19 protein-coding genes and 1 pseudogene are annotated in these 21,799 nt (G+C 71.0%); 12 read left to right on the top strand and 8 right to left on the bottom strand.

All coding sequences use genetic code 11. The features are described 5' to 3' along the window. Nucleotides 1–1,277: 1,277 nt before the first annotated feature. Genes efeO through KVT44_RS02515 form a run of 4 tightly spaced genes read left to right on the top strand, consistent with a single transcriptional unit; the run spans nt 1,278 to nt 5,568 of the window. Nucleotides 1,278–2,426, top strand: coding sequence for an iron uptake system protein EfeO (efeO, locus tag KVT44_RS02530; RefSeq protein ID WP_217565898.1), 1,149 nt, complete (start codon nt 1,278–1,280; stop codon nt 2,424–2,426). Nucleotides 2,427–2,438: 12 nt separating this feature from the next. Next, complete coding sequence (efeB, locus tag KVT44_RS02525) at nt 2,439–3,719, top strand: iron uptake transporter deferrochelatase/peroxidase subunit (protein ID WP_217565897.1); 1,281 nt, start codon at nt 2,439–2,441, stop codon at nt 3,717–3,719. Nucleotides 3,720–3,722: 3 nt separating this feature from the next. Continuing rightward, nucleotides 3,723–4,598 (top strand): iron uptake transporter permease EfeU, encoded by an 876-nt coding sequence (gene efeU, locus KVT44_RS02520; protein ID WP_099923002.1) that lies wholly within the window; start codon nt 3,723–3,725, stop codon nt 4,596–4,598. Beyond that, nucleotides 4,555–5,568 carry a hypothetical protein gene (locus KVT44_RS02515; RefSeq protein ID WP_217565896.1) on the top strand — a complete coding sequence of 338 codons (1,014 nt, stop codon included), beginning with the start codon at nt 4,555–4,557 and terminating at the stop codon, nt 5,566–5,568. The genes efeU and KVT44_RS02515 overlap by 44 nt, the downstream gene beginning before the upstream one ends. Nucleotides 5,569–5,572: 4 nt before the next feature. Here the strand turns inward: KVT44_RS02515 and KVT44_RS02510 are convergent, their stop codons facing one another. Continuing rightward, entirely contained in the window at nt 5,573–6,313 is a 741-nt protein-coding gene (locus KVT44_RS02510; RefSeq protein WP_217565895.1) for a bifunctional DNA primase/polymerase, read from the bottom strand. Between the two features lie 178 nt (nt 6,314–6,491). After that, entirely contained in the window at nt 6,492–7,127 is a 636-nt protein-coding gene (locus KVT44_RS02505; RefSeq protein WP_217565894.1) for a TetR/AcrR family transcriptional regulator, read from the bottom strand. Between the two features lie 315 nt (nt 7,128–7,442). Between KVT44_RS02505 and ddaH the strand changes: the two genes are divergently transcribed. Then, nucleotides 7,443–8,264, top strand: a complete 822-nt coding sequence (gene ddaH / locus KVT44_RS02500; RefSeq protein ID WP_368857581.1) for a dimethylargininase — start codon at nt 7,443–7,445, stop codon at nt 8,262–8,264. Between the two features lie 50 nt (nt 8,265–8,314). Here the strand turns inward: ddaH and KVT44_RS02495 are convergent, their stop codons facing one another. The 3 genes from KVT44_RS02495 to KVT44_RS02485 all read right to left on the bottom strand — a co-directional run bounded on the left by KVT44_RS02495 (nt 8,315) and on the right by KVT44_RS02485 (nt 12,220). Beyond that, on the bottom strand, nt 8,315–9,310 hold the full coding sequence (locus KVT44_RS02495) for a small ribosomal subunit Rsm22 family protein (protein ID WP_099922998.1): 996 nt from the start codon (nt 9,308–9,310) through the stop codon (nt 8,315–8,317). Nucleotides 9,311–9,728: 418 nt separating this feature from the next. Further along, complete coding sequence (locus tag KVT44_RS02490; protein WP_217565893.1) at nt 9,729–10,910, bottom strand: serine hydrolase; 1,182 nt, start codon at nt 10,908–10,910, stop codon at nt 9,729–9,731. Beyond that, entirely contained in the window at nt 10,856–12,220 is a 1,365-nt protein-coding gene (locus KVT44_RS02485; RefSeq protein WP_217565892.1) for a multidrug effflux MFS transporter, read from the bottom strand. The genes KVT44_RS02490 and KVT44_RS02485 overlap by 55 nt, the downstream gene beginning before the upstream one ends. A 110-nt stretch (nt 12,221–12,330) precedes the next feature. On the opposite strand from KVT44_RS02485, the gene KVT44_RS02480 reads away from it, so the two are divergent. Further along, nucleotides 12,331–13,338: a Gfo/Idh/MocA family protein gene (locus KVT44_RS02480; protein WP_099922995.1), complete on the top strand. Its 1,008-nt coding sequence runs from the start codon at nt 12,331–12,333 to the stop codon at nt 13,336–13,338. An 88-nt stretch (nt 13,339–13,426) separates the two neighbouring features. Next, nucleotides 13,427–14,212 (top strand): SDR family oxidoreductase, encoded by a 786-nt coding sequence (locus KVT44_RS02475; RefSeq protein WP_217565891.1) that lies wholly within the window; start codon nt 13,427–13,429, stop codon nt 14,210–14,212. Nucleotides 14,213–14,500: 288 nt separating this feature from the next. On the opposite strand, the gene KVT44_RS02470 is transcribed toward KVT44_RS02475, so the two are convergent. Then, a complete protein-coding gene (locus KVT44_RS02470) occupies nt 14,501–15,736 on the bottom strand; it encodes a D-alanyl-D-alanine carboxypeptidase family protein (RefSeq protein WP_217565890.1) in 1,236 nt (411 codons plus the stop codon). A 337-nt stretch (nt 15,737–16,073) separates the two neighbouring features. Between KVT44_RS02470 and KVT44_RS02465 the strand changes: the two genes are divergently transcribed. Next, nucleotides 16,074–17,552 (top strand): ABC transporter permease, encoded by a 1,479-nt coding sequence (locus tag KVT44_RS02465; protein ID WP_217565889.1) that lies wholly within the window; start codon nt 16,074–16,076, stop codon nt 17,550–17,552. 100 nt (nt 17,553–17,652) lie between these two features. After that, on the top strand, nt 17,653–18,366 hold the full coding sequence (locus KVT44_RS02460) for an ABC transporter ATP-binding protein (RefSeq protein WP_054230873.1): 714 nt from the start codon (nt 17,653–17,655) through the stop codon (nt 18,364–18,366). 59 nt (nt 18,367–18,425) lie between these two features. Here the strand turns inward: KVT44_RS02460 and KVT44_RS02455 are convergent. Both KVT44_RS02455 and KVT44_RS02450 read right to left on the bottom strand, forming a co-directional pair. Continuing rightward, nucleotides 18,426–18,692: pseudogene (locus KVT44_RS02455) on the bottom strand (aldo/keto reductase); the annotation flags it as partial. A gap of 12 nt (nt 18,693–18,704) precedes the next feature. Then, nucleotides 18,705–19,031: a hypothetical protein gene (locus tag KVT44_RS02450; RefSeq protein ID WP_099925718.1), complete on the bottom strand. Its 327-nt coding sequence runs from the start codon at nt 19,029–19,031 to the stop codon at nt 18,705–18,707. A 142-nt stretch (nt 19,032–19,173) separates the two neighbouring features. Between KVT44_RS02450 and KVT44_RS02445 the strand changes: the two genes are divergently transcribed. The 3 genes from KVT44_RS02445 (at nt 19,174) to KVT44_RS02435 (ending at nt 21,639) form a co-directional block, all read left to right on the top strand. Beyond that, nucleotides 19,174–19,728 carry a DoxX family protein gene (locus KVT44_RS02445; protein ID WP_190168585.1) on the top strand — a complete coding sequence of 185 codons (555 nt, stop codon included), beginning with the start codon at nt 19,174–19,176 and terminating at the stop codon, nt 19,726–19,728. Nucleotides 19,729–19,808: 80 nt separating this feature from the next. Next, entirely contained in the window at nt 19,809–20,141 is a 333-nt protein-coding gene (locus KVT44_RS02440) for a MazG-like family protein (RefSeq protein ID WP_217565888.1), read from the top strand. Between the two features lie 157 nt (nt 20,142–20,298). After that, nucleotides 20,299–21,639 carry a hypothetical protein gene (locus KVT44_RS02435; protein ID WP_308313898.1) on the top strand — a complete coding sequence of 447 codons (1,341 nt, stop codon included), beginning with the start codon at nt 20,299–20,301 and terminating at the stop codon, nt 21,637–21,639. Nucleotides 21,640–21,799: the final 160 nt, after the last annotated feature.

Below are 21,799 nucleotides of genomic sequence, written 5' to 3'. Positions count from 1 at the left end.
ACGGGTCGAGGATCCACGCGGCGAGGTGGTCGGCGTTGACGTCCACCGCCAGGACCGGGTGCGCGCGAAGGACGTCCAGCGTCGGGACGGGAACCTGTCGCCCCTTCTTCACCGTGGACCAGGAGGCGTCGAGGTACCAGCGCCTCCGTACGGGGTCGTAGGTGATGTCGTAGCGCACCGGGGCACCCACGCCGACCCGGTCAGCCCACTGCTCACCGCGATGGTTGAAGACCGCCGCCGCATCCAGGACATAGCGGCCGCGCGGTGCGTTCGCGTGCTGCCGGCGCAGGGGTTCGGGCAGGACAACAGTGATGGTGCCGTCGGTGGGGGGATGCTGATGGTGTAGTTCCCAAACGGCGCCCCCGCCTCCCCGTCCCGATACGCACACGGACCGCAAGGTCCGCACCGGCCAGCGCCCCCAGATGCTCCCCAACTGCCCGCAGCACCACCGCATCCGCGGGCGACACGCGTAGCCGCGTCCGGATCCGACACCCGGAAGGCGGGGCAACCACGAACGGGGCGGCCAGCGCGCGGAAGGAACGCAGCTCACGCGCTTTCCCGCCCCGCACCCGCTTCCCCATGCCGTACACCCCTGGCCCATGCGTGATGATCTCGACCAGCCGAAACCAACGCCGTCGCCTCACCCACCGGGGCACATGTCAACGATTGGCAAACAAGTGATCCATTCCGTACATGAATGCCTGAAGACGATCACCGACCAATCCAGGGCCGTTCCCCACCTGCTGGACATCTGGCGGCGGCGGTGGACGCGGCAGTACGACTGCTAATGGATTGAGCCAGGACGCACGAAGCCGAGACGGATCACTCCGTGCGCCGCCCGCGCACCGCGACCACACGCCCGCGGCCGCCGCGCCGGGCGCGCCGACCGGGACTTCCGAGCTGGTAGAGGCGAGCGCCCCGCTCACGTCACTCGCCGTGGATCCGATCACCCCCGTGCCGCCCGTGGTGCCCGACGGGACGGAGGAACCCGCCCGAGCCACTGTTGCTCGAATCTCCATCTCCGCCTGACAGTTGGGTTCCCTCGTTCACCCGGTCACCGGTTCACGGGGTCCGACGGGACGGTTGACCAATGCTTGACTATTCCATGGCGTCTACTTTTGGCCACCGTGATCAGGCCGTGTCTGTGCGTCAACTGTGAGAGCTGAATCACCGTAGGGGTGGGTAAGAGTGAGGTAAGCCTCAGGTAAGTTAGGGCAGCCTCACCATGCCAGCGGGGATCTTCCGCCTGGTCTGTCCGTCGTTCTCTTGGAGCCTGAATGCGAGCCGTCCGACTCTCAGTTGTCACCGCCGCCGCGACCGCGGCCGCTCTGGCCGCCGTCACGGGCTGCACCGAGAAGAGCGACGCCGGGTCCGGCGACGCGATTCAGGTGACCGCCGCCGACTCCAAGTGCGAGACCTCCTCGAAGTCCGTCCCGGCCGGCCAGGTCACCCTGAACATCGAGAACAAGGGCTCGAAGGCCACCGAGGTCGAGATCCTCTTCCCGGACGACCGGATCGTCTCCGAGAAGGAGAACATCGGCCCGGGCACCAAGTACACGCTGACCGCCGAGGTCAAGGCCGGTTCGTACGAGATAGCCTGCCGCCCCGGCATGAAGGGCCTCGGCGTCCGCCAGAAGCTCGCCGTGACCGGTGGCACGGTCGCCAAGCGCGACCCGCGCCTCGACAAGGCCGTCGCCGCCTACCGCGAGTACGCGCAGGAGCAGGCCGACGCGACACTGCCGAAGGCCGAGGCGTTCGCCAAGGCCGTCAAGACCGGTGACATCGAGGCGGCGAAGAAGGAGTTCGCCGACTCGCGGCTCGGCTGGGAGCGCACCGAGCCCGTCGCGGAGTCCTTCGGTGACATCGACCCGAAGGTCGACGTCCGCGAGGACGGCCTGGAGGAAGGCCAGGATCCGGCCACGGACTGGACCGGCTGGCACCGTCTGGAGAAGTCCCTCTGGCAGGACAAGAAGATCGGCGACCGGGAGAAGGAGCTCGCCGACCAGCTGGTGACGGACCTGACCGACTGGCAGAAGCGGGTCGGCAAGGCCGAGATCACCCCCACCTCCATGGCCAACGGCGCCAAGGAACTCCTCGACGAGGTCGCCACCGGCAAGGTCACCGGCGAGGAGGACCGCTACTCGCACACCGACCTGAGCGACTTCAAGGGCAATGTCGAGGGCGCGCAGAAGGCGTACGAGCTGCTGAAGCCGGTCGCCAAGGAGAACGACGCGGCGCTGACGACGGGGCTGGACAAGCAGTTCGCGGCGCTGAACACGCTGCTCGACAAGTACCGCACGGACAAGACGTCTTATGACTTCACGTCGTACGACAAGGTCGGCAAGGCCGATCGCAAGGAGCTCTCCGACGCGGTCAACGCGCTCGCCGAGCCCCTGTCCAAGCTCGCCGCCGCGGTCGTGAAGTAAGCGAGGCGCACCATGACCGACACCACGCAGACCGCCACCGGCTCCTCCCCCTCTCCCTCCCGTCGTTCACTGATCGGCTGGGGCGGTGCGGGCCTCGCGCTCGGTGCCGCCGCGGCCGGTGGCGCGGTCGCCATGACCCGTACGGGCAACGACGTGGACCCGGCCGGCGCCGAGACCGGCGCCGCGGTCGCCTTCCACGGCACACACCAGGCGGGCATCGCGACGCCGGTGCAGGACCGGCTGCACTTCGCCGCGTTCGACGTGAAGACGGACGACCGCGCCGAGTTCGTACAGATGCTGAAGGACTGGACGGCGGCCGCGCGACGGATGACCGGCGGGCACGCGGTCGGCGAGGGCGCGTACGGCGGGCTGGCCGAGGCGCCGCCGGACGACACCGGTGAGGCGCTGGGCCTCAAGCCGTCCCGGCTGACGCTGACGATCGGCTTCGGACCGTCGCTGTTCGACAAGTACGGCGAAAAGTTCGAGCTGGCGGACCAGCGGCCCGAGGCGCTCGTCGAGCTGCCGAAGTTCCCCGGCGACAACCTGGAGCAGGCGCGCAGCAACGGCGACCTGTGCATCCAGGCGTGCGCGGACGACCCGCAGGTCAACGTCCACGCGATCCGCAACCTGGCCCGGATCGGCTTCGGCAAGGTCGCCATCCGCTGGTCGCAGCTGGGCTTCGGCAAGACCTCCTCGACGACCCCCGACGCCCAGACCCCCCGCAACCTCATGGGGTTCAAGGACGGCACCCGCAACATCGCGGGCACCGAGCCGGACCGGCTGAAGAAGTTCGTGTGGGTGGGCGAGGGCGAGGGTCCCGCCTGGATGACCGGCGGCTCGTACCTCGTGGCGCGCCGCATCCGGATGAACATCGAGACCTGGGACCGGACCTCGCTGCAGGAGCAGGAGGACGTCTTCGGCCGGGACAAGGGCGAGGGCGCGCCGGTCGGCAAGGCCAAGGAGCGCGACGAGCCGTTCCTGAAGGCGATGAAGCCCGACGCGCACGTACGGCTCGCGCATCCCGACTCCAACGACGGGGTCACCCTGCTGCGCCGCGGCTACTCCTTCACGGACGGCACGGACGGCCTCGGCAGGCTGGAGGCCGGGCTGTTCTTCCTCGCCTACCAGCGTGACGTACGCAAGGGGTTCATCCCGGTGCAGCGCAGCCTCGCACGCTCCGACGCGCTCAACGAGTACATCCAGCACGTGAGTTCGGCGGTCTTCGCCGTCCCGCCCGGCGTCCTCGACAAGGACGACTGGTGGGGGCGCGCGCTGTTCTCCAAGGAGGCGTAGCCCGTGTTCGGCAACTATCTGATCGGCCTGCGCGAGGGGCTGGAAGCCAGCCTCGTCGTCTGCATCCTCATCGCCTACCTGGTGAAGACCGGCCGCAGGGACGCCCTGAAGCCCATCTGGACGGGCATCGGTGTCGCGATCGCCCTCGCGCTCGGCTTCGGCTGCGCGCTCGAGTTCGGCTCCCAGGAGCTGACGTTCGAGGCGCAGGAGGCGCTCGGCGGTTCGCTGTCGATCGTCGCGGTCGGCCTGGTGACGTGGATGGTCTTCTGGATGCGGCGCACCGCCCGGCATCTGAAGTCCGAACTGCACGGCAGGCTGGACGCGGCGCTGGCGATGGGCACGGGCGCGCTGGTCGCGACCGCGTTCCTGGCCGTCGGCCGGGAGGGCCTGGAGACGGCGCTGTTCGTGTGGGCGTCGGTGCACGCGGCGAGCGACGGCACCCCGCGCCCGCTGATCGGTGTCGCCCTGGGCCTGGCCACCGCGGTCTTCCTCGGCTGGCTCTTCTACCGGGGCGCCCTGAAGATCAACCTCGCGAAGTTCTTCACCTGGACCGGCGGCATGCTGGTCGTGGTCGCGGCGGGTGTGCTCGCGTACGGCGTCCACGACCTGCAGGAGGCCGACTGGATCCCGGGGCTGCGGAATCTCGCCTTCGACATCAGTGGCACGATCCCGCCGGACAGCTGGTACGGCACGCTCCTCAAGGGCGTGTTGAACTTCCAGCCCGACCCGACGATCCTTCAGGTCACGGTGTGGGCGCTGTACCTGGTCCCGACACTCGCGATCTTCCTCGCCCCGGTAGGGTTCGCCTCCGGGAAGGGGAAGGTGAAGGTACCTGATGAGCAGGGATCGCGCGGGTCGCAGCCCACGAAGGCTTCGTAGTCTCAACCGGTTCGCCCTGACAACGGGGGCGGTGACCGTTCTGTCCTTGGCGGCGAGCGGCTGCGTGGTGGTGCACGGGGAGCGGGAGGTCGTACCGACGGCGACCCGGACCGAGGCCGCCCGTGCGCTCAAGGACTTCACCGCCGCCTACAACAAGGCGGACAAGGCGAACGACAGCTCCCTGGACGCGGACCGCGTCACCGGCGCCCTGGGCGCCATCGACGGGGCGAAGTTGACGGCCGGGCAGAAGAACAATCCGGGCGGCAACCCGTCCTATTCGCCGCTGTCGCTGACCGACGCGAAGTTCTCGATACCGGCGAAGGCGGGCTGGCCGCGCTGGTTCGTGGCCGACGCCGCGGCCAACAAGGGCGTGGCGGGCTACCGTTGGCTGCTCGTCTTCACCCGGGGCAGCGCGAACGACGTGTGGCAGGCCTCGTATCTGACCGTCCTCGCCGCCACCGACGTACCGAAGTTCCAGCAGGACAAGGACGGTTGGGCGCAGCCCGTCACGGGGGACGACGCGGCTCTCGCCGTCGAGCCGAACAAACTGAGCCAGTCGTACACCACGTATCTGAAGAGCGGCGGCGACACCTTCGCACCGGGCCTCCACACCTCGCAGTGGCGGACCCAGCGCGCCAAGAACGCCACCAAGCCCGGTCTCGCCCGGCAGTACATCGACGAGCCGCTGACCTCCGGCGACTACGCCCCGGTGGGGCTGCGCACCGCGGACGGCGGCGCGCTGGTCTTCTTCACCACCCGCCGCTACGAGAAGCAGACCGCCGCGCAGGGCACCGAGATCCCGGCCCCCAGCGCGGACGTCAAGGCCCTGACCACCGGTGACATCAAGCAGTCCCTCACCCTGGAGTTCGTCTCCAACCAGGCGGTCCTGGACCCCGGGAAGAGCGCGCAGAAGCAACAGGTGGCGGTGCTGGGGCGGATCGAGGGGCTGACGGCGGCGAAGGGCGGATAGCCCGCTAGTTGCGGTGGGGCCAGGCTGCCAGCTGGTCGTCCGCCTCGTTCTCGCCCGCGTAACGGGCGCAGGCGTCCGTCAGTGCCTCGAGCAGGCTCAGGGGGTCGGGGAGGGGGTGTTCCGGGCCCCGTACCCAGTCGACCGTCAGGCCACCGGGGAGCTGGGCCGGCGGCACGAGGACGTACGAGCCTCGGCAGTGCCAGCGCAGACCGGGGTGCTCGTCCGTCGTCTCGGGGTGCGAGTCCAGCTCGCACGGCCACCACTCGTCCTCGTCCTCGGGCGTACCGCGGGTGAGTGTGAAGAAGAACATGCGGCCGTCGCCGCTCTGCGCGACGGGCCCCACCTCAACACCGGAGGCGAGCAGTCGCTCCAGCGCCTCGCGGCCCGCGCCGACGGGCACGTCGAGGACGTCGTGCACCATGCCGGTCGCGGTGATGAAGTTGGCCTGCGGCTGATGCCGGACCCACCGCTCGATCTGGGCGCGATCGGTCGTGGACTGCGTCTGCCAGGCGAAGGAGACGGGGTGGCGCGCGGGGGTGGGGCAGCCGACGCGGTCACAGGAACAGCGGTAGCCGGAGGGGTACGCGGCCTGCGCGAGCGGCAGCCCCGCGGCGGCAGCGGCGATCAGCAGGGCCTCGCGCCCGCCGTCGGCAGCGATCTCTGTCGCACCCTTCGGACGGCGACCACGCAGCCACTGGGAGATCCTGCCCTGCGCGCCGGAGCGGCGGCCGAACTCTGCGCTCATCAATCCCCTCGCCAAGCAGTTGTGCCGACAGCGGTCGTGTCGCGGCGTCCACGTCCAGCACGTTCACGTCGATTACGTCGATGAATCGTGCTGACAAACGCCTTCAACAACCTCTATGGTCCCACCCTCCTGTGCCCCGGATGGACAGAGCCCCCCATCCGGGGCGCTTTGGCATGATTCATCCCCGCGGAGCGAGGCCGTACAGCGCGTAGTCGACGAGGGTGTCCGTATACGCGTACGAGATGGGGCCGGTGTGCTGGAGCCAGCGCTGCGCGAGCGGGGAGACGAAGAGTTCCAGGGCGATGCGGGGGTCGATGTCCGGGCGCAGGTCGCCCTTGTCCTGGGCGGACCGCAGCCGCTTCACGTAGAGCTGGAGCTGGGGTTCGAGGAGCCCCGCCACGAACTCGGCGCCGAGCGGTTCGTTGACGAGGCCCTCGGCGGCCAGGGCGCGGGCGGGGATCTCGAACCTGGGGTCCAGCAGTTCGTCGACGGTGGCGCGCAGGACCAGCTTGAGGTCGGCCGCGAGATCGCCGGTGTCGGGGATGTCATACGACTCGTGGCCCGCCTCACGAGCGGTCCGCTCGCCGAGGTCCATGAACGCGTCCAGGAGCACCGCGGCCTTCGAGGGCCACCACCGGTAGATCGTCTGCTTGCCGACGCCCGCGCGGGCGGCGATGCCCTCGATCGTGGTCTTGGGGTAGCCGACCTCGCCGACGAGGGCGAGGGCGGCGTCGAAGATCGCACGCCGGGACTTCTCGCTGCGGCGGGCGGAGTCGGGGGTGGGTTTGGCGGAGGGGCTGGGCGTGTGGGCCATGGGGCGAATCTAACAGGATGACAAGACGGGGCGTCTCGTGGCCGGCTGCGGGCCGGTGGGGGCTGGTCGCGCAGTTCCCCGCGCCCCTTGAGAGCGCCGGCGCGCATCTTCCAGCCCGTCCGGCGTTTGAGGACGAGGCCGTTCAGGCCGACAGGGGGGTCTGGGGGCGCAGCCCCCAGGGACGGGACGGGTAGGGGCGGCGGGGGCGAGAACCGTCGTGGCCCTGCGAAGTCCACCCGTTCGCCAGGCTGCCGACGTGCCCCGCGGACCGCACCATGGGCATCACCTGCCCCTGCGGTACGTGAGGAGCCCTCCTTGCAGCCTCCCCGCCGCGCCACACCCCGGCGCTATCTGATGTGCCCACCCGCACACTTCGACGTCACCTACGCCATCAACCCGTGGATGAACCCCGCCAAGCCGGTCGACGTGCCGCTCGCCGTCGCCCAGTGGGAGGACCTGCGCAGCCGTTACCGCGCGCTCGGCCACACGGTCGAGGAACTCACCCCGCGCCCCGGCCTGCCGGACATGGTCTTCGCCGCGAACGGGGCGACGGTCGTCGACGGCCGGGTACTGGGCGCCCGGTTCGCGCACCGCGAGCGTGAACCGGAGGCGGCGGCCCACCTGGAGTGGTTCCGCGCGCACGGCTTCCCGCACGTCCACGAGCCGGTCCACGTCAACGAGGGCGAGGGTGACTTCGCGGTCACCGCCTCCTACGTACTCGCCGGCCGTGGCTTTCGCGCGAGCCCCCTCTCGCACGGCGAGGCCCAGGAGTTCTTCGCGCGACCGGTGATCGGGCTCGACCTGGTCGACCCCCGCTACTACCACCTCGACACCGCCCTCGCCGTCCTCGACGACACGACGGACGAGGTCATGTACTACCCGCCCGCCTTCTCCCCCGGTAGCCGGGAGGTGCTGCGGCGACTGTTCCCCGACGCGCTGATCGCCGGTGCCGAGGATGCCGCCGCGTTCGGCCTCAACGCGGTCTCGGACGGCCTGCACGTGCTGCTGCCGCAGGCCGCGACGGGGCTCCTCGGTCCGCTGCGGGAACGTGGCTTCGAGCCCGTCGGCATCGATCTGAGCGAGCTTCTCAAGGGCGGCGGCAGCGTGAAGTGCTGCACGCAGGAGCTGAGGTGTTGAGGAGCGGAGGTGCTGAGGAGCGGAGGTGCTGAGGAGCTGAGCCCCGGCTGCTAGTCCTCCGCGGGCGGCGGTGGCCAGGCGTCGCCCCAGTCCGCGTCGCGGGCCGCCCGGTACAGCGGCCCGTGACGCTTGGTCACCGTCTCGCGGTGCAGGGCCTCGTCGGGGCCGCACAGGTCCAGGAGTACCTGGCCCTTGCGGATCTGCGGCTTGCGTACGACGCGGGAGGGGGCCGGGGTCGGCGGGAAGCGGGTGGCGGCGACGTAGCTGAACTTCTCGTCCTCGTAGGGCAGGGAGCCGCCCTTGACCTGACGGTGCAGGGAGGAACGCGCGACCCGGGCGGAGAAGTGGCACCAGTCCTCGCCGGGGACGATCGGGCAGGCCGCGCTGTGCGGGCAGGGGGCGGCGACGTGGAACCCGGCGGTGATCAGACGGTCCCGCGCCTCGATGACGCGCGCGTAGCCGTCGGGCGTACCGGGCTCGATGATCACGACGGCCTGGGCGGCGGTCGCGGCGGCGGTCACGACGGAGGCGCGGTCGGCGTCGGTCAGCTCGCCGAGGACGTAGGAGACGGTGACGAGATCAGTGCTCTCGATGGTGAGCGCCGATCCGATACGAGAGCGGTGCCATTCGGCGGACTTCAGCTCCGGGTTCGCCGCGGCGATCTCGCGGCCCAGCGCGAGGGCGGGCTCGGCCCAGTCGAGCACGGTCACGGGGCGGGCGCCCTCCCAGGTCGCGTTCACCGCCCAGGTCGCGGCGCCCGTGCCGCCGCCGACGTCCACGTGGCTCGCCGGCGTCCACTGCGGGACCGCGTCCGCGAACGCCTCCAGCGCCGATCGCACCGCCTCGAACGTCGCCGGCATGCGGTAGGCGGCGTACGCGACCACGTCCGAGCGGTCGCGGAGGACCGGGGTGTGGGTGGGGGTCGTTCCCCGGTAGTTCGCGATCAGCCGATCGACCGCCTGTGTGGCCGCCTTCGGCGGGAGGCCGTCGAGGAGTCCGGCGAGGGCGGCACGCAGCGTCTCGGCGGGATGTACGGGGACGTTCACCCGCCGATTCTACGGTCGCCGCAACAGGTTCCTCGCCCCCGCCGCCCCTACCCGTCCCATCCCTGGGGACTCCGCCCCCAGACCCCCCGATCGGCCTGAACGGCCTCGTCCTCAAACGCCGGACAGGCTGAAGATGCGGGCTGGGGTGGGTGGGGTGCGGTCACCGGCCTCGTCCCCAGTCGTCGGGTGGGCTGAAGATGCGGGCTGGGGTGGGTGGGGTGCGGTCACCGGCCTCGGCCTGGAACGCCGGACGACCCAGGGCTTTTAGGGGCGCGGGGAACTGCGCGACCAGCCCCCACCGGCCCGCAGCCAAACGAATCGGGCGGGCGGGGGATCCGGGGCGCAGCCCCGATCCCGTAGGGGCGCGGGGAACTGCGCGACCAGCCACGACGCACCCGCAGGCGAACAGAACCCCGGCTCACGCTCCCCGTACCGCCCGCGCCAGCCGCGTCGCCGCCTCTGCCCGGGGCGCGCTGTCCGGCGTGCGTCGGCGGGGATGCACGGTGTTCGCGAGGAGCACCAGGAACGTGTCCGTCGCGGGGTCCAGCACAAGGGACGTACCGGTGAAACCGGTGTGCCCCGCGGCGCCCCGCCCGGCGAGCGCACCCATGAACCAGGGCTGGTCGACGGCGAAGCCGAGGCCCGGCGGGGTGAGCATCAGCTCGACGAAGTCGGGGCCGAGGATGCGGGCGGGGCCGTAGGAGCCGCCCGCGAGGAGGGTCCGGCAGAAGATCGCGAGGTCGTGGGCCGTGGAGAAGAGGCCCGCATGCCCGGCCACCCCACCGAGCGCCCACGCGTTCTCGTCGTGCACGAGCCCCCGCAGCATCCCCCGGTCCACCTTGCCCCACGGCCGCCGCTGGTCCTCGGTCGCCGCCGCCCCCGCGCACGGCCCGAAGGACGTGGCGGTCATCCCGAGCGGCCGGGTGATCCCGTCACGGACGAGGACGTCGAGCGTGCGGCCGGTGACGCGTTCCAGGACGTGTTGGAGGAGGATCAGGTTCAGGTCGGAGTACACGTACTCCCCCGGCCGGGACGAAGGGGCCTCGGCCCGCAGCAGGGCGAGGCGCGCCGCGTCGTCCGGGCAGTCGTACAGCGGGAGTTCGGGGCGCAGCCCGGAGGTGTGCGTGAGCAGCTGTCGTACGGTGATGTCGTGGGCGGAGGCCGCGCGGAACTCCGGCAGATACGCCCCCACCCGCGCGTCGATCCCCAGCGTGCCCCGCTCCAGCTGCTGCACCGCGGCGACCGCCGTGAACAGTTTGGTGAGGGAGGCCAGGTCGAAGGGGGTGTGGACGGTCATCGGCCGCCGGTCCCCCGGCGGCAGTTCGACCCCGGTGTCGGTCTTCTCGTCGTACGAGGAGTAGCGCACAGCCCAGCCCGCCGCTTCCTCGACGGCGATGACCGGGCCGCGGCCGGCGACCAGTACGAGGCCCGCCGTCCAGGGGCGCGGCCCACGGGTGAGGGTGCGGACGTCTCGTACGAGGTGGCGCAGTTCCGTCGGGTCGAGTCCGGCCCGTTCCGGGGTGTCCACGCGCAGTCTCGGTGCGCTCAGCTGCCCGCCGCCTTTCCGTCCACGGTGTGTCCCGTCTGCCAGGGACGGCACAGTCCCACGAAGAAGGCGATCGCCACCAGTACCGCCGCCAGTTGGACGACGGCCATCGGGACCGCGGTGTGCTCCCCGGCGATGCCGACGAGCGGGGAGGCGATCGCGCCGATGAGGAAGGAGGAGGTGCCGAGCAGCGCGGACGCGGAACCGGCCGCGTGCCGTACCCGCATCAGGGCCAGCGCCTGGGTGTTGGGCATGGCGAGGCCCATGGCGGACATGAGGACGAAGAGGGCCGCGGCCACCGGGACGAGGCCTGCCTCGCCGAAGACGCCCGTGGCGAGCAGGAGCAGCGCCGTCGCGGCGAGGGCGATGAGGGCGAGGCCGACCGCGAGGACCTTGTCGAGGCTGACCCTGCCGACGAGGATCTTGCCGTTGATCTGGCCGACGATCACCAGGCCGACGGAGTTGATCCCGAAGAGCAGGCTGAAGGTCTGCGGGGACGCGCCGTAGATCTCCTGGATCACGAAAGGAGAGGCACTTATGTATGCGAACAGTGCCGCGAAGGCGAAGCCGCCGGCCAGCGTGTAGCCGGTGAAGACGCGGTCGGCGAGCAGTCCGCGCATGGCGCGCAGCGCCTCACCGACGCCGCCGCCGTGGCGCTGCGCGGGCTCGAGGGTCTCGGGGAGCTTCGTCCAGACGAGCGCGGTGAGTGCGATGCCGACCGCCGTGAGGAGGACGAACACGCCCCGCCAGTCGGTGGCGCGCAGGATCTGGCCGCCGATGAGGGGCGCGACGACGGGGGCGACGCCGGAGATCAGCATGAGGGTGGAGAAGAAGCGGGCCATCGCCATGCCGTCGTACAGGTCGCGTACGACGGCTCGCGCGATCACGATGCCGGCCGCGCCCGCGAGGCCCTGGGCGAGGCGGAAGGCGACGAGGAGTTCGACGTTCGGGGCGAGGGCGCACAGGGCGGTGGCGAGGACGTAGACGACGAGGCCGACGAGGAGCGGGCGTCTGCGGCCCCACTTGTCGCTCATCGGTCCGACGACGAGCTGGCCGAGCGCCATCCCGGCGAGGCAGGCGGTCAGCGTGAGCTGGACGGTGGCGGCGGGGGCGTGCAGTGCGCGGGTGACCTCCGGCAGGGCCGGGAGGTACATGTCCATCGACAGCGGGGGCGTGGCGGTGAGTCCGCCGAGGATCAGGGTGACGAGGAGTCCGGTGCGGCGGAGGGCACCGGGGTCCGGCGCTTCGGGCGTCGCCGGTGCGTCGGCCACCGCCGGTGCGTCGGCCACTGCCGTGTTCGGTATGTGCCCCTCCGGGGCCTCCGGGCCCTTCGGGTCCCGCCTGGTGTGCCCGCGCTCGGGCATGAGCCCCTCCCTCTTCGAGTAATCCGCCACCTATGCTCTCAGTTCGAACGGAGTGTTCGGGGTCACAGAACGTCAAGTGGCTGAGCAAGTGGCAGAGCGAAAGGCCGGGAATGACGGGCGTGGGCGAGCGGGTGCGGTGGGGGATTCTGGCGACCGGCGGGATCGCGGCGGCCTTCACGGCGGATCTGGTGGACATGCCGGACGCCGAGGTCGTGGCCGTGGCCTCGCGGACGGACGCCTCGGCGAAGGCGTTCGCCGAGCGGTTCGGGATACCGAGGGCGTACGGGGACTGGGCCTCGCTCGCGGCGGACGAGGACGTCGACGTCGTGTACGTCGCCACTCCGCACTCCGCGCACCGGGCCGCCGCCGGGATGTGTCTGGAGGCGGGGCGCCATGTGCTGTGCGAGAAGGCGTTCACGCTGAACGTGCGCGAGGCGGAGGAACTCGTCGCGCTCGCCAAGGAGCACGACCGCTTCCTGATGGAGGCCATGTGGATGTACTGCAATCCGCTGGTCCGGCGGCTCAAGGGCCTCGTCGACGACGGTGTGATCGGTGAAGTCCGCACGATCCAGGCCGACTTCGGGATAAATGGCCCGTTCCCGCCGTCGCACCGGCTGCGGGACCCCGCGCAGGGCGGTGGCGCGCTGCTCGATCTCGGCGTCTATCCGGTGTCGTTCGCGCAGTTGTTGCTGGGGGAGCCCTCGGGCATCACCGCGAGAGCGGTGCTCTCCGACGAGGGCGTCGATCTCCAGACCGGAGCACTGCTCACCTGGGAGAGCGGCGCTCTCGCTTCGGTGCACTGCTCTGTCAACGGCGGCACCGCCGTCTCCGCCTCCGTCACCGGCTCCCAGGGCCGCATCGACATCCCGGGCGGTTTCTTCTTCCCGGACCGGCTCGTGCTGCACCGCGACGGCCGCGACCCCGAGGAGTTCACGGCCGACCCGGCGCACGGCCCGCGCACCAGCCTCAAGCACGAGGCCGCCGAGGTGATGCGCGCCCTGCGGGCCGGCGAGAAGGAGTCACAGCTCGTCCCCCTGGACGGCAGCCTCGCCGTGATGCGGACGCTCGACACGATCCGCACCCAGATCGGCGTCCGCTACCCCGGAGAGACCGACTAGGACGGTCGGACCAGGACGGTCGGACCAGCACGGTCCGACCAGGACGCCGACACCGCACGGCCGCCCCTCCCGATTACGCTGCGGGCCCATGAATGCCCTCAACGACTCGAACGCCCTGCCCGCCTCGCAGGCGAAGATCGCGGTGGTGACCGGCGCGGGCTCCGGCATCGGCCGTGCGGTGGCCGTCGAACTGCTGCGCACCGGCTGGTCGGTGGCGCTCGCCGGACGCAAGCCGGAGACGCTGGAGGAGACGGCCGCCCTCGTCCCCGAGGCGCCCTCCCTCGTCGTACGCACCGACGTCTCGCGCCCCGACGACGTGGCGGCCCTGTTCGACGCCGCGCGCGAGCGCTTCGGGCGGCTGGACCTGCTCTTCAACAACGCGGGAACGTTCGGGCCCGGCGGTGTCCCGGTCGAGGAACTGCCGTACGAGGCGTGGCTGCACGTCGTGAACACGAACCTCAACGGCGCGTTCCTGTGCGCGCAGGCCGCGTACCGGCAGATGAAGGAGCAGGACCCGCAGGGCGGCCGGATCATCAACAACGGCTCGATCTCGGCGCACACGCCCCGCCCGCTGTCGGTGGCGTACACGGCGACCAAGCACGCGCTGACGGGGCTGACCAAGTCGCTGTCCCTGGACGGGCGTCCGTACCGGATCGCCTGCGGTCAGATCGACATCGGCAACGCGGCGACCGACATGACCGAGCGCATGCGGACGGGAGCGCTGCAGGCGAACGGGGAAACGGCGGTCGAGCCGGTGATGGACGTGGCGGACGTGGCACGCACGGTGCGGCACATGGCCGAGCTGCCGCTGGAGGCGAATGTGCAGTTCGCGACGGTACTGGCCACCGCGATGCCGTATGTCGGGCGCGGCTGACGGGCCCCGGACAGCTCGTCGACGGCTCGTCAACGGCTCAACCTACACAAACGGAAGCTGAACCTCCGTACCGTTCGGGCCGGTGGCGGGCTTATGCTCGTGGCTTCTCCACCAGAGCTTCACACTTGGAGTGGAGGACTTCGGTACGACCACGGTCCACACCGAGGGGGGTGGTGGCAGCCGTTCCGCGGCCTGGGTGGGGGGCGGACCTCGCGCGGGACCGCGAGGTGAGCTCCGGGCCTCGGAACGGCTGTCCCAATTACGGCCGACCCCCAGCGGCCACCGCGGTCAGCCCTGGTGACGTTCCCGACCGTCCTGATGTTCCTGACCGTCCTGACGTCCCTGGCGTCCCTCCGGGGCCTCGTCCCCCACCACACGCCGCCGCCTGCGCCACGCGTACGCCCCGCCCGCGAGCAGCGCTATCGCTCCCCCGGCCCCGCCGACCAGCCCCCACGACGACGAGCCGCCGTCGCCCGCGGCCGTCGCGGGAGCTCCGGCCGCCGCCTTGGCCGCCTTCCGGGTGGGAGCCACGGAGGCGCCGCCCTCGCTGAGCGGATCGACGAGGGCACCCACGGACTGGGCCTTCGCGCCCTCCTTGAACCCCCAGTCGAGCAGCGCGGCCGTCTCCTCGTAGACGCCGCTGCCGCCGCTCTTGGGGTGCATCACGGTGACGAGGAGGGTCCGCCCGCCACGGGTCGCGGCGCCGGTGAAGGTGTTGCCGGCGTTGCTGGTGTAGCCGTTCTTCACGCCGATGAGTCCGTCGTACGTCGGCACACCCCACGCCCCCGTCAGCAGGCGGTCGGTGTTCTGGATCTGGAAGGTCTTCTTGCCGCCCGCCGGAAAGTTCGCGGTCTTCGTGTGGCAGTAGGCGCGGAAGTCGGCGTCGGCGAGGCCGTGGCGGGCGAAGAGCGTCAGGTCGTACGCGGACGACACCTGCCCCTTGTGGTCGAAGCCGTCGGGGCTGACCACATGGGTGTCCAGGGCCTGCAGGTCCTGGGCCTTGGCCTGCATCTGGGCGACCGTCCTGGCGAGACCGCCGTTCATGTGGCTGAGGACGTGCACCGCGTCGTTGCCGGAGCGCAGGAAGACGCCGAGCCACAACTGCTCGACGGTGTAGGTGATGCCGGGCTTGACGCCGACCATGCTGGAGCCCGCGGGGATGTCGGCGAGGTCGGCGTCGGTCACCCGGTGCCGCTCGGTCCGCTCGAAGTTCTTCAGCACGGTGTCCGCGAAGAGCATCTTCAGCGTGGAGGCGGGCGCCAGGTGCGTGTGCGCGTGGTACGAGGCGAGCACCTCGCCGCTCTCGTGGTCGGCGACGAGCCAGGAGCGGGCGGTGAGCCGCTTGGGCAGTCCCGCGGCACCGCGCACCTGGACGCCGGCGCGGGCAAGCCGCTCACCGCCGATCACGGGCGTGGCGGCCGACGCCGGGGAGGCCGCGGCCAGCGGGACGGCCGCGGCGAGGCCGAGGGCGGCACGGCGGGACAGCCGAGCGGCACGCGGGGGGACGGGAGAGGAATCGCGCATCCCGGGACCGTACAAAAGAAGTTCGCGGGTCCGTACGCCGGGGTCTCGAAGTCGCCACGCGTCGGGGTCCCAAAGAAAAGCCACAGAGCACCCAAAGGCAGGACGAAGGAACACCCCCGCCCGTACGTCCGGCCGACTCCTGCCCTCAGCACCCCACCCAACAGGGGTTTCCTGGCAATAGCCCCTCCGGACCTTAGGAATCAGCTGTCTTACGGAATATTGATTCCGGGCCCTACTTTCTCAGCTCTCACACATCTCTTACTCAGCCCCGCTCAAAGGTTTCTCCATAGCTTGTGGCCGCGCCCACAGCGGGCGCCAAGAACCTTTGGGGAACGGGATGTTTGGCATCTATCTCAAGCGTGAGCTGAGCCGGCGCAAGAAGGCGGCCCTGGTGATCGCCATGGGTCTGGCGCTCGGTATCGCGCTGGTCATCACCGTCAACTCGGTGTCGGCCGGCATGCAGCAGGCGCAGGACAAGGTCCTGAAGTCGCTGTACGGGCTCGGCACCGACATGACGGTGACCAAGGCCCAGGCGGCGCCTTCGAGCAACTCGTCCGGCAGACCGAAGTTCGACTTCAACGCCAAGTCGAGCAGCTCTACCAAGCAGAGCTCGGACCGCGTGATGACGCAGGGCGGGCAGTCCCTGGCCTCCTCCCTGGTCACCAAGGTCGCCGCGCAGAAGGGCGTGGCGAGCGCGGTGGGCGCGCTGACCCTGAACGTCACCAAGGTCGACGGCTCCTTCACCCAGGGCACCGCGAAGTCCTCGACCTCCTCGGGGTCCGGCGGCTCCTCCCAGCAGGGCGGCCCCGGCGGCGGCCAGGGCGGCGGCAGCACGGGGGCGCCCCAGGTGCAGGGCGGCGGCGCCTCCTTCGACGTGAACTCGTACTCCGTCGCGGGCGTCGACGTCACCAACCAGGACCTCGGCCCGCTCGCCACCTCGAAGATCACCTCGGGCAAGACCTTCACGGCGGCGCAGACCGACGCGAAGGTCGCGGTGGTCAGCAAGTCGTACGCCAAGGAGAACAAGTACACGGTCGGCAAGACCTTCAAGATCTCCGGCACCAAGTACACGGTCATCGGGATCGCGACGCCGGACAGCAGTGAGTCGACGACCGACGTCTACCTGCCGCTGAAGCAGGCGCAGACGCTGGGCGACGCGAAGAACAAGGTCACCACGATCTACGTCAAGGCGACCGACTCCAAGCAGATCACCACGGTCAAGGCGACCATCCAGAAGAACATCTCGGGTACGACGGTCACCACCTCCGCCGACCTCGCCTCCACCGTCTCCGGCTCCCTGTCGACCGCCTCGAACCTGGCGACCAGCGTCGGCAAGTGGCTGTCCATCGCGGTGCTCGTGGCCGCGTTCCTGGTGGCGGCGCTGCTGACCTCCTCCGCCGTGTCCCGCCGGGTGCGTGAGTTCGGCACCCTCAAGGCACTCGGCTGGCCCTCCCGCAAGGTCACCCGGCAGGTCGTCGGCGAGTCCATCGTGAACGGTCTGATCGGCGGCGCGCTCGGCATCGCCATCGGCCTCGGCGCGGCGTACGCGGTGACGGCGATCAGCCCGAAGCTGACCGCGGAGCTCGGCAACACCGGTGGTGGCGGTGGCGGCATGGGCGGCGGCCCCGGCGGTGGCGGTCCCGGCCAGCAGGCGGTCAAGAACACCATGGAGATCGCGCTCTCCGCGCCGGTCTCGGTGACCACCATCGCGCTCGCCGCGGGCCTGGCCATCGCGGGTGGTCTGATCGCCGGTGCGATGGGCGGCTGGCGCGCCTCGCGGATGCGTCCGGCGGACGCGCTGCGCAGCGTCTCCTAGTCACCTGCGGGCGGCCCCGTTGGCGCCCTACCCCTTCCTCTCTCCTCTTCTTCCTCTCCCCTCTCCCACTTCAACGCCTGCTTCATCTTCGGAGAACCTCATGTACAAGCTCACCGGCGTCACCAAGCGCTACACGCGGGGCAAGGACACGGTGGAGGCGCTGCGTGGCATCGACCTCACCATCGAGGACGGCGACCAGCTCGTCATCCAGGGCCCCACGGGCGGCGGCAAGTCCACCCTGCTCCAGATGATCGGCGGCCTGGACCGTCCCTCCGCCGGCAGCGTCGAGCTGGACGGCGTCGACCTCGCCTCCATCAGCGAGGCCAAGCTGACCCGGCTGCGCGCCGAGAAGATCGGCATCATCTTCCAGTCGTTCAACCTCATCCCGACGCTGACCGCGCAGGAGAACGTCGAGACCGCGCTCGTACCGCTCGGGGTGAAGCCCGCGGAGCGGCGCGAGCGGGCCGCCGAGGCGCTGCGTTCGGTCGGTCTCGGCGAGCGGCTGACGCATGCGCCGTCCGAGCTGTCGGGCGGTCAGCAGCAGCGTGTCGCCATCGCCCGCGCGCTGGTCAAGAAGCCGAAGGTACTCCTCGCGGACGAGCCGACCGGCAACCTCGACGAGGGCACCCGCGACGACATCATGGGTCTGCTGGAAGGGCTGTGGCACGAGTACGGGCTGACCTTCATCATGGTCACCCACGACTCGTCGATCGCCCGCCGGGCGCCGCGCCTCGCGACCATCAAGGCCGGACAGATCACACTGACCGAGCAGGGGGGCCGACGCCCCCTGTCCCAGCAGTACGTCCAGCAGTAGGCGCGCCCCGGGGCCGCTCACCGTCCCAGCACCCGGTCGGCCTCGGCCGGCTGCGCGGCGGTGAGCGGCCCCATGGCGAGCGGGCTGCGGTTGATGCTCGGGAGGTTCGACTCCTCGCAGAGCGCGAGGAGTTCCGGCGCGTCCTGAAGGACGTTGAGACGGTGCTGTACGGCCGCGCAGCGCGGGCCCCGCGCGAACACGGCGGCCCGCGCCGGGTCGTCGGTGCTCCAGGCGTACGACCGGATCAGCTCCTCCCGTACCAGCTCCTCACAGGTGTCGCGGAGTTGGGCGGCTCGCTCCGCGTCGGCGTCGGAGAGGTGCGGCTGGGGACGGTCGGGCTACGCCTGGCCGGTCTCGAAGCGGATGATCCTGCCGCCGTCGTCGACGGTGAAGCTCCACCTCGTCTTCATCTCGCCCCAAGTGTCGTTGCTGTAGCGGGCGATGAGGGCACGGCCGCCGTTCGACTCGTTGTCGACCTCCATGTGGCCGCGGGAGGAGAAGATCTCCCGATCGGTCCAGTCGGCGAGGTCGCGGTCGGCACCGTCGTCGGACATGGTCGCGCCGGGTGCGAGGACGGCCTCGAAGGCCGCACGGTCATGGGCGTTCACAGCGGTGACGAAGGCCCGGACGGCCGGGTCGCTGAGTTTCGCTACCTGAATCGTCATGGGAGTCACCCTCACACCGGTCCCGTGCGCCCGCCACCCGAACGACACCCCGAACACGCCGGTCACGCGTCATCGGTGCGACGGTGGAGACACGGGAGGGACCGTTGACCGTTGCCGCCGGCCGTCTGCTCTGGGAGCCACCATGACCTGTTACGACCGAAGTGATCTGGGACTGCTGTTGCTCCGTCTGGGCACGGGCGGAGTGCTGGCCGCGCACGGGGCGCAGAAGCTGTTCGGCTGGTTCGGCGGGGGCGGCCTGGAGGGGACCGGGACCGCCATGGAGGCCATGGGCTACACGCCCGGGAAGGCGAGCGCGACGGCGGCGGGGCTGGCCGAGGCCGGCGGGGGCACCCTGCTGGCGCTGGGCCTCGCGACCCCCGCGGCGGGCGCGGCTGCGGCCGGGGCGATGGTGGGCGCGGCCGCGGTCCATCTGCCCAACGGGTTCTTCGCGATGAACGGCGGCTACGAGCACGCGGCGTCGCTGGCCCTGACGGCGGCGGGCCTCGCGGTGGCGGGCCCCGGCCGCCTCTCGCTGGACCACGCGCTCGGCCACGCCGTGAACCGCGGCTGGATGGTCCCCGTGGCGCTCGGCGTGACGGCGGCGGCCACGCTGGCCGTGGTGGGCGCCCGGAACAAGAGGGTGCGCGAGGCGGCCGAGGGCAAGCAGGAGGCCCTGTTCGAAGAGTTCGAGGAGTAGGCGCAGAGGGGGTGGGCGTGGGCGTACCCGTGGCCGTACAGGTGGCGTGGGACCCTCGGCCGGTGCGGGAAGCTTGCCCCATGGCTGATGACGACGTCTGGGAATCCATCGACCGTCTGTGCACCTGGCTGGACGCCCACCGCACGCACGGCGGCCAGGAGGGCCTGCTGCTGCGCATCCTGAAGCTGTCGGAGGAGGTCGGCGAGGTCGCCGAGGCGGTGATCGGCGCGACCGGCCAGAACCCGCGCAAGGGTGCCAGTCACACCTGGGACGACGTACGGTCCGAGCTCTGCGACGTCGTCATCACGGCCCTGGTCGCCCTGCGCACGCTGACGCCGGACGCGCGCGAGGTCTTCATGCGCCATCTTGCGGGAGTCACGGAGCGCTCGCTCGGGGCGGATCCAACTCCGTGAGCCGCGCCCGCACTTGTTCACCCCGTGGACGTGTGCGGGCCGTCGGCAGTTGGTGGGGACGGCCGAGCCTTCTCGTCGACATCACGCCGACGAAAGGGTCCCCGTGCAGGACTACCTTCTCCCCCGTGGCCGCAGGACGCTCGCCGTTGCCACTGGGGTGCTCGCGCTCGCCGTCACGGGGCTGGGAAGCCAGGCCCGAGCGGCGAGTTACGGGACGCCGACACTGTCGCTGTCGGCGGCCTATCTGTCCGGCGCGGTGGGGGCGAGCGGGGATCCGGTCGTGAAGGTGACGGTCGCGCAGAGCGGCGCGGACGCCGGAGCGCTCACGGTCACGGTGACCAAGAGCAGCAAGACCTCCGTGGCGACCACCACCGACGTCACGGTCACCGGCACCGGCGCCACCCGCCAGGTCGCCATCGCCGCGCGCGGCCGGGGCTACACCGACCTGACCGTGAAGGTCACCGGCGTGGACGGCCAGACCGCCACCAAGACCCTGCACTACGCCGCGTCGGCCGCCGTCCAACAGGCCGCGGACAGCAGGTACTTCACGGGTTCCAGCGACGCCTCCGCCGCCGTGGACGTCGGTGGCGGCTATGCGGTGGTGGCGGACGACGAGTCCAACACCCTGCGCCTGTACGACCGTTCGGCCTCGGGCGCGCCCGTGAAGACCTGGGACTTCAGCTCGAACATCGGTGTCTCGAAGGAGATCGACATCGAGGGCGCCACGCGCGTCGGCGACACGATCTACTGGACGGGCTCGCTGGGCAACAACAAGGACGGCGAGTACAAGTCCGCCCGCAACACCGTCTTCACCACCAAGGTCACCGGTTCGGGCGCGGCGACCGCGCTGTCGTACGGCGGCTCGTACGGGAAGCTCCGCGACGACCTCGTCGCCTGGGACGAGGCCCACGGCGACCGCTACGGCTTCGCGGCGGGCACCGCCGACGGCCAGGTCCCCAAGCAGATCGACGGGTTCAACGTGGAGGGGCTGGAGTTCGCGCCGGGGTCGACGACGACCGCGTACCTCGGCTTCCGCGCGCCGCTCGCCCCGGCGGTCGCCGACGGCAAGGCGCTCCTCGTGCCCGTCACGAACATCGACAAGGTGGTCGGCAGCGGCGCCACGGCCGTCTTCGGGACGCCGATCGAGCTGGACCTCGGCGGCCTCTCCGTGCGCGACCTGCGCAAGAACGCCGCGAACCAGTACCTGATCGTCGCGGGCTCCTGGGCCGCCGACGACAACTCCGACCCGTACGCCCTCTACTCCTGGGACGGCGACCCGGCGCACGCACCGGTCAAGCGGCTCGACCTGCCCACCTCGGACCCGGGTGGCTGGGAGTCGGTCGTCGACGTCCCGGACCTCACCGTTCCCGGCGCCCGCGCCCAGCTGATCACCGACGACGGCTCCGCCGACCTGTACGGCGACGGCACGGAGGCCAAGGACCTCACCCACCCCGAGTGGAAGAAGTCCCGGGCGACCTGGTTCACGATCGGCGGCTGAGGCGGGGGCGGGCGGCCGGGCCATGGGGCTGCTCCGTCCTGCGGGCGGCTCTTCCCTGCGGGGCGGCTCTTCCCCGCAGGACGGCGCTTCCCCGCAGGACGGCGCTTCCCCGCAGGACGGCGCTTCCCCGCAGGGCGGCCCCGACCGCCCGGGCCGCCGC

This window comes from Streptomyces sp. GbtcB7 (assembly GCF_019091445.1).
GTDB classification, from domain to species: domain Bacteria; phylum Actinomycetota; class Actinomycetes; order Streptomycetales; family Streptomycetaceae; genus Streptomyces; species Streptomyces mirabilis.
This window is presented reverse-complemented; position numbering and strand designations above follow the sequence as displayed.

What these genes read in the sequence shown, in the direction of transcription:
- efeB (WP_217565897.1), top strand. Translation starts at nt 2,439, where the DNA reads ATGACCGACACCACGCAGACCGCCACCGGCTCCTCCCCCTCTCCCTCC.
- KVT44_RS02440 (WP_217565888.1), top strand. Translation starts at nt 19,809, where the DNA reads ATGGCTGATGACGACGTCTGGGAATCCATCGACCGTCTGTGCACCTGG.
- KVT44_RS02515 (WP_217565896.1), top strand. Translation starts at nt 4,555, where the DNA reads ATGAGCAGGGATCGCGCGGGTCGCAGCCCACGAAGGCTTCGTAGTCTC.
- KVT44_RS02475 (WP_217565891.1), top strand. Translation starts at nt 13,427, where the DNA reads ATGAATGCCCTCAACGACTCGAACGCCCTGCCCGCCTCGCAGGCGAAG.
- KVT44_RS02450 (WP_099925718.1), bottom strand. Translation starts at nt 19,031, where the DNA reads ATGACGATTCAGGTAGCGAAACTCAGCGACCCGGCCGTCCGGGCCTTC.
- KVT44_RS02470 (WP_217565890.1), bottom strand. Translation starts at nt 15,736, where the DNA reads ATGCGCGATTCCTCTCCCGTCCCCCCGCGTGCCGCTCGGCTGTCCCGC.
- KVT44_RS02505 (WP_217565894.1), bottom strand. Translation starts at nt 7,127, where the DNA reads ATGGCCCACACGCCCAGCCCCTCCGCCAAACCCACCCCCGACTCCGCC.
- KVT44_RS02510 (WP_217565895.1), bottom strand. Translation starts at nt 6,313, where the DNA reads ATGAGCGCAGAGTTCGGCCGCCGCTCCGGCGCGCAGGGCAGGATCTCC.
- KVT44_RS02465 (WP_217565889.1), top strand. Translation starts at nt 16,074, where the DNA reads ATGTTTGGCATCTATCTCAAGCGTGAGCTGAGCCGGCGCAAGAAGGCG.
- KVT44_RS02445 (WP_190168585.1), top strand. Translation starts at nt 19,174, where the DNA reads ATGACCTGTTACGACCGAAGTGATCTGGGACTGCTGTTGCTCCGTCTG.
- KVT44_RS02480 (WP_099922995.1), top strand. Translation starts at nt 12,331, where the DNA reads ATGACGGGCGTGGGCGAGCGGGTGCGGTGGGGGATTCTGGCGACCGGC.
- KVT44_RS02460 (WP_054230873.1), top strand. Translation starts at nt 17,653, where the DNA reads ATGTACAAGCTCACCGGCGTCACCAAGCGCTACACGCGGGGCAAGGAC.
- efeO (WP_217565898.1), top strand. Translation starts at nt 1,278, where the DNA reads ATGCGAGCCGTCCGACTCTCAGTTGTCACCGCCGCCGCGACCGCGGCC.
- KVT44_RS02485 (WP_217565892.1), bottom strand. Translation starts at nt 12,220, where the DNA reads ATGCCCGAGCGCGGGCACACCAGGCGGGACCCGAAGGGCCCGGAGGCC.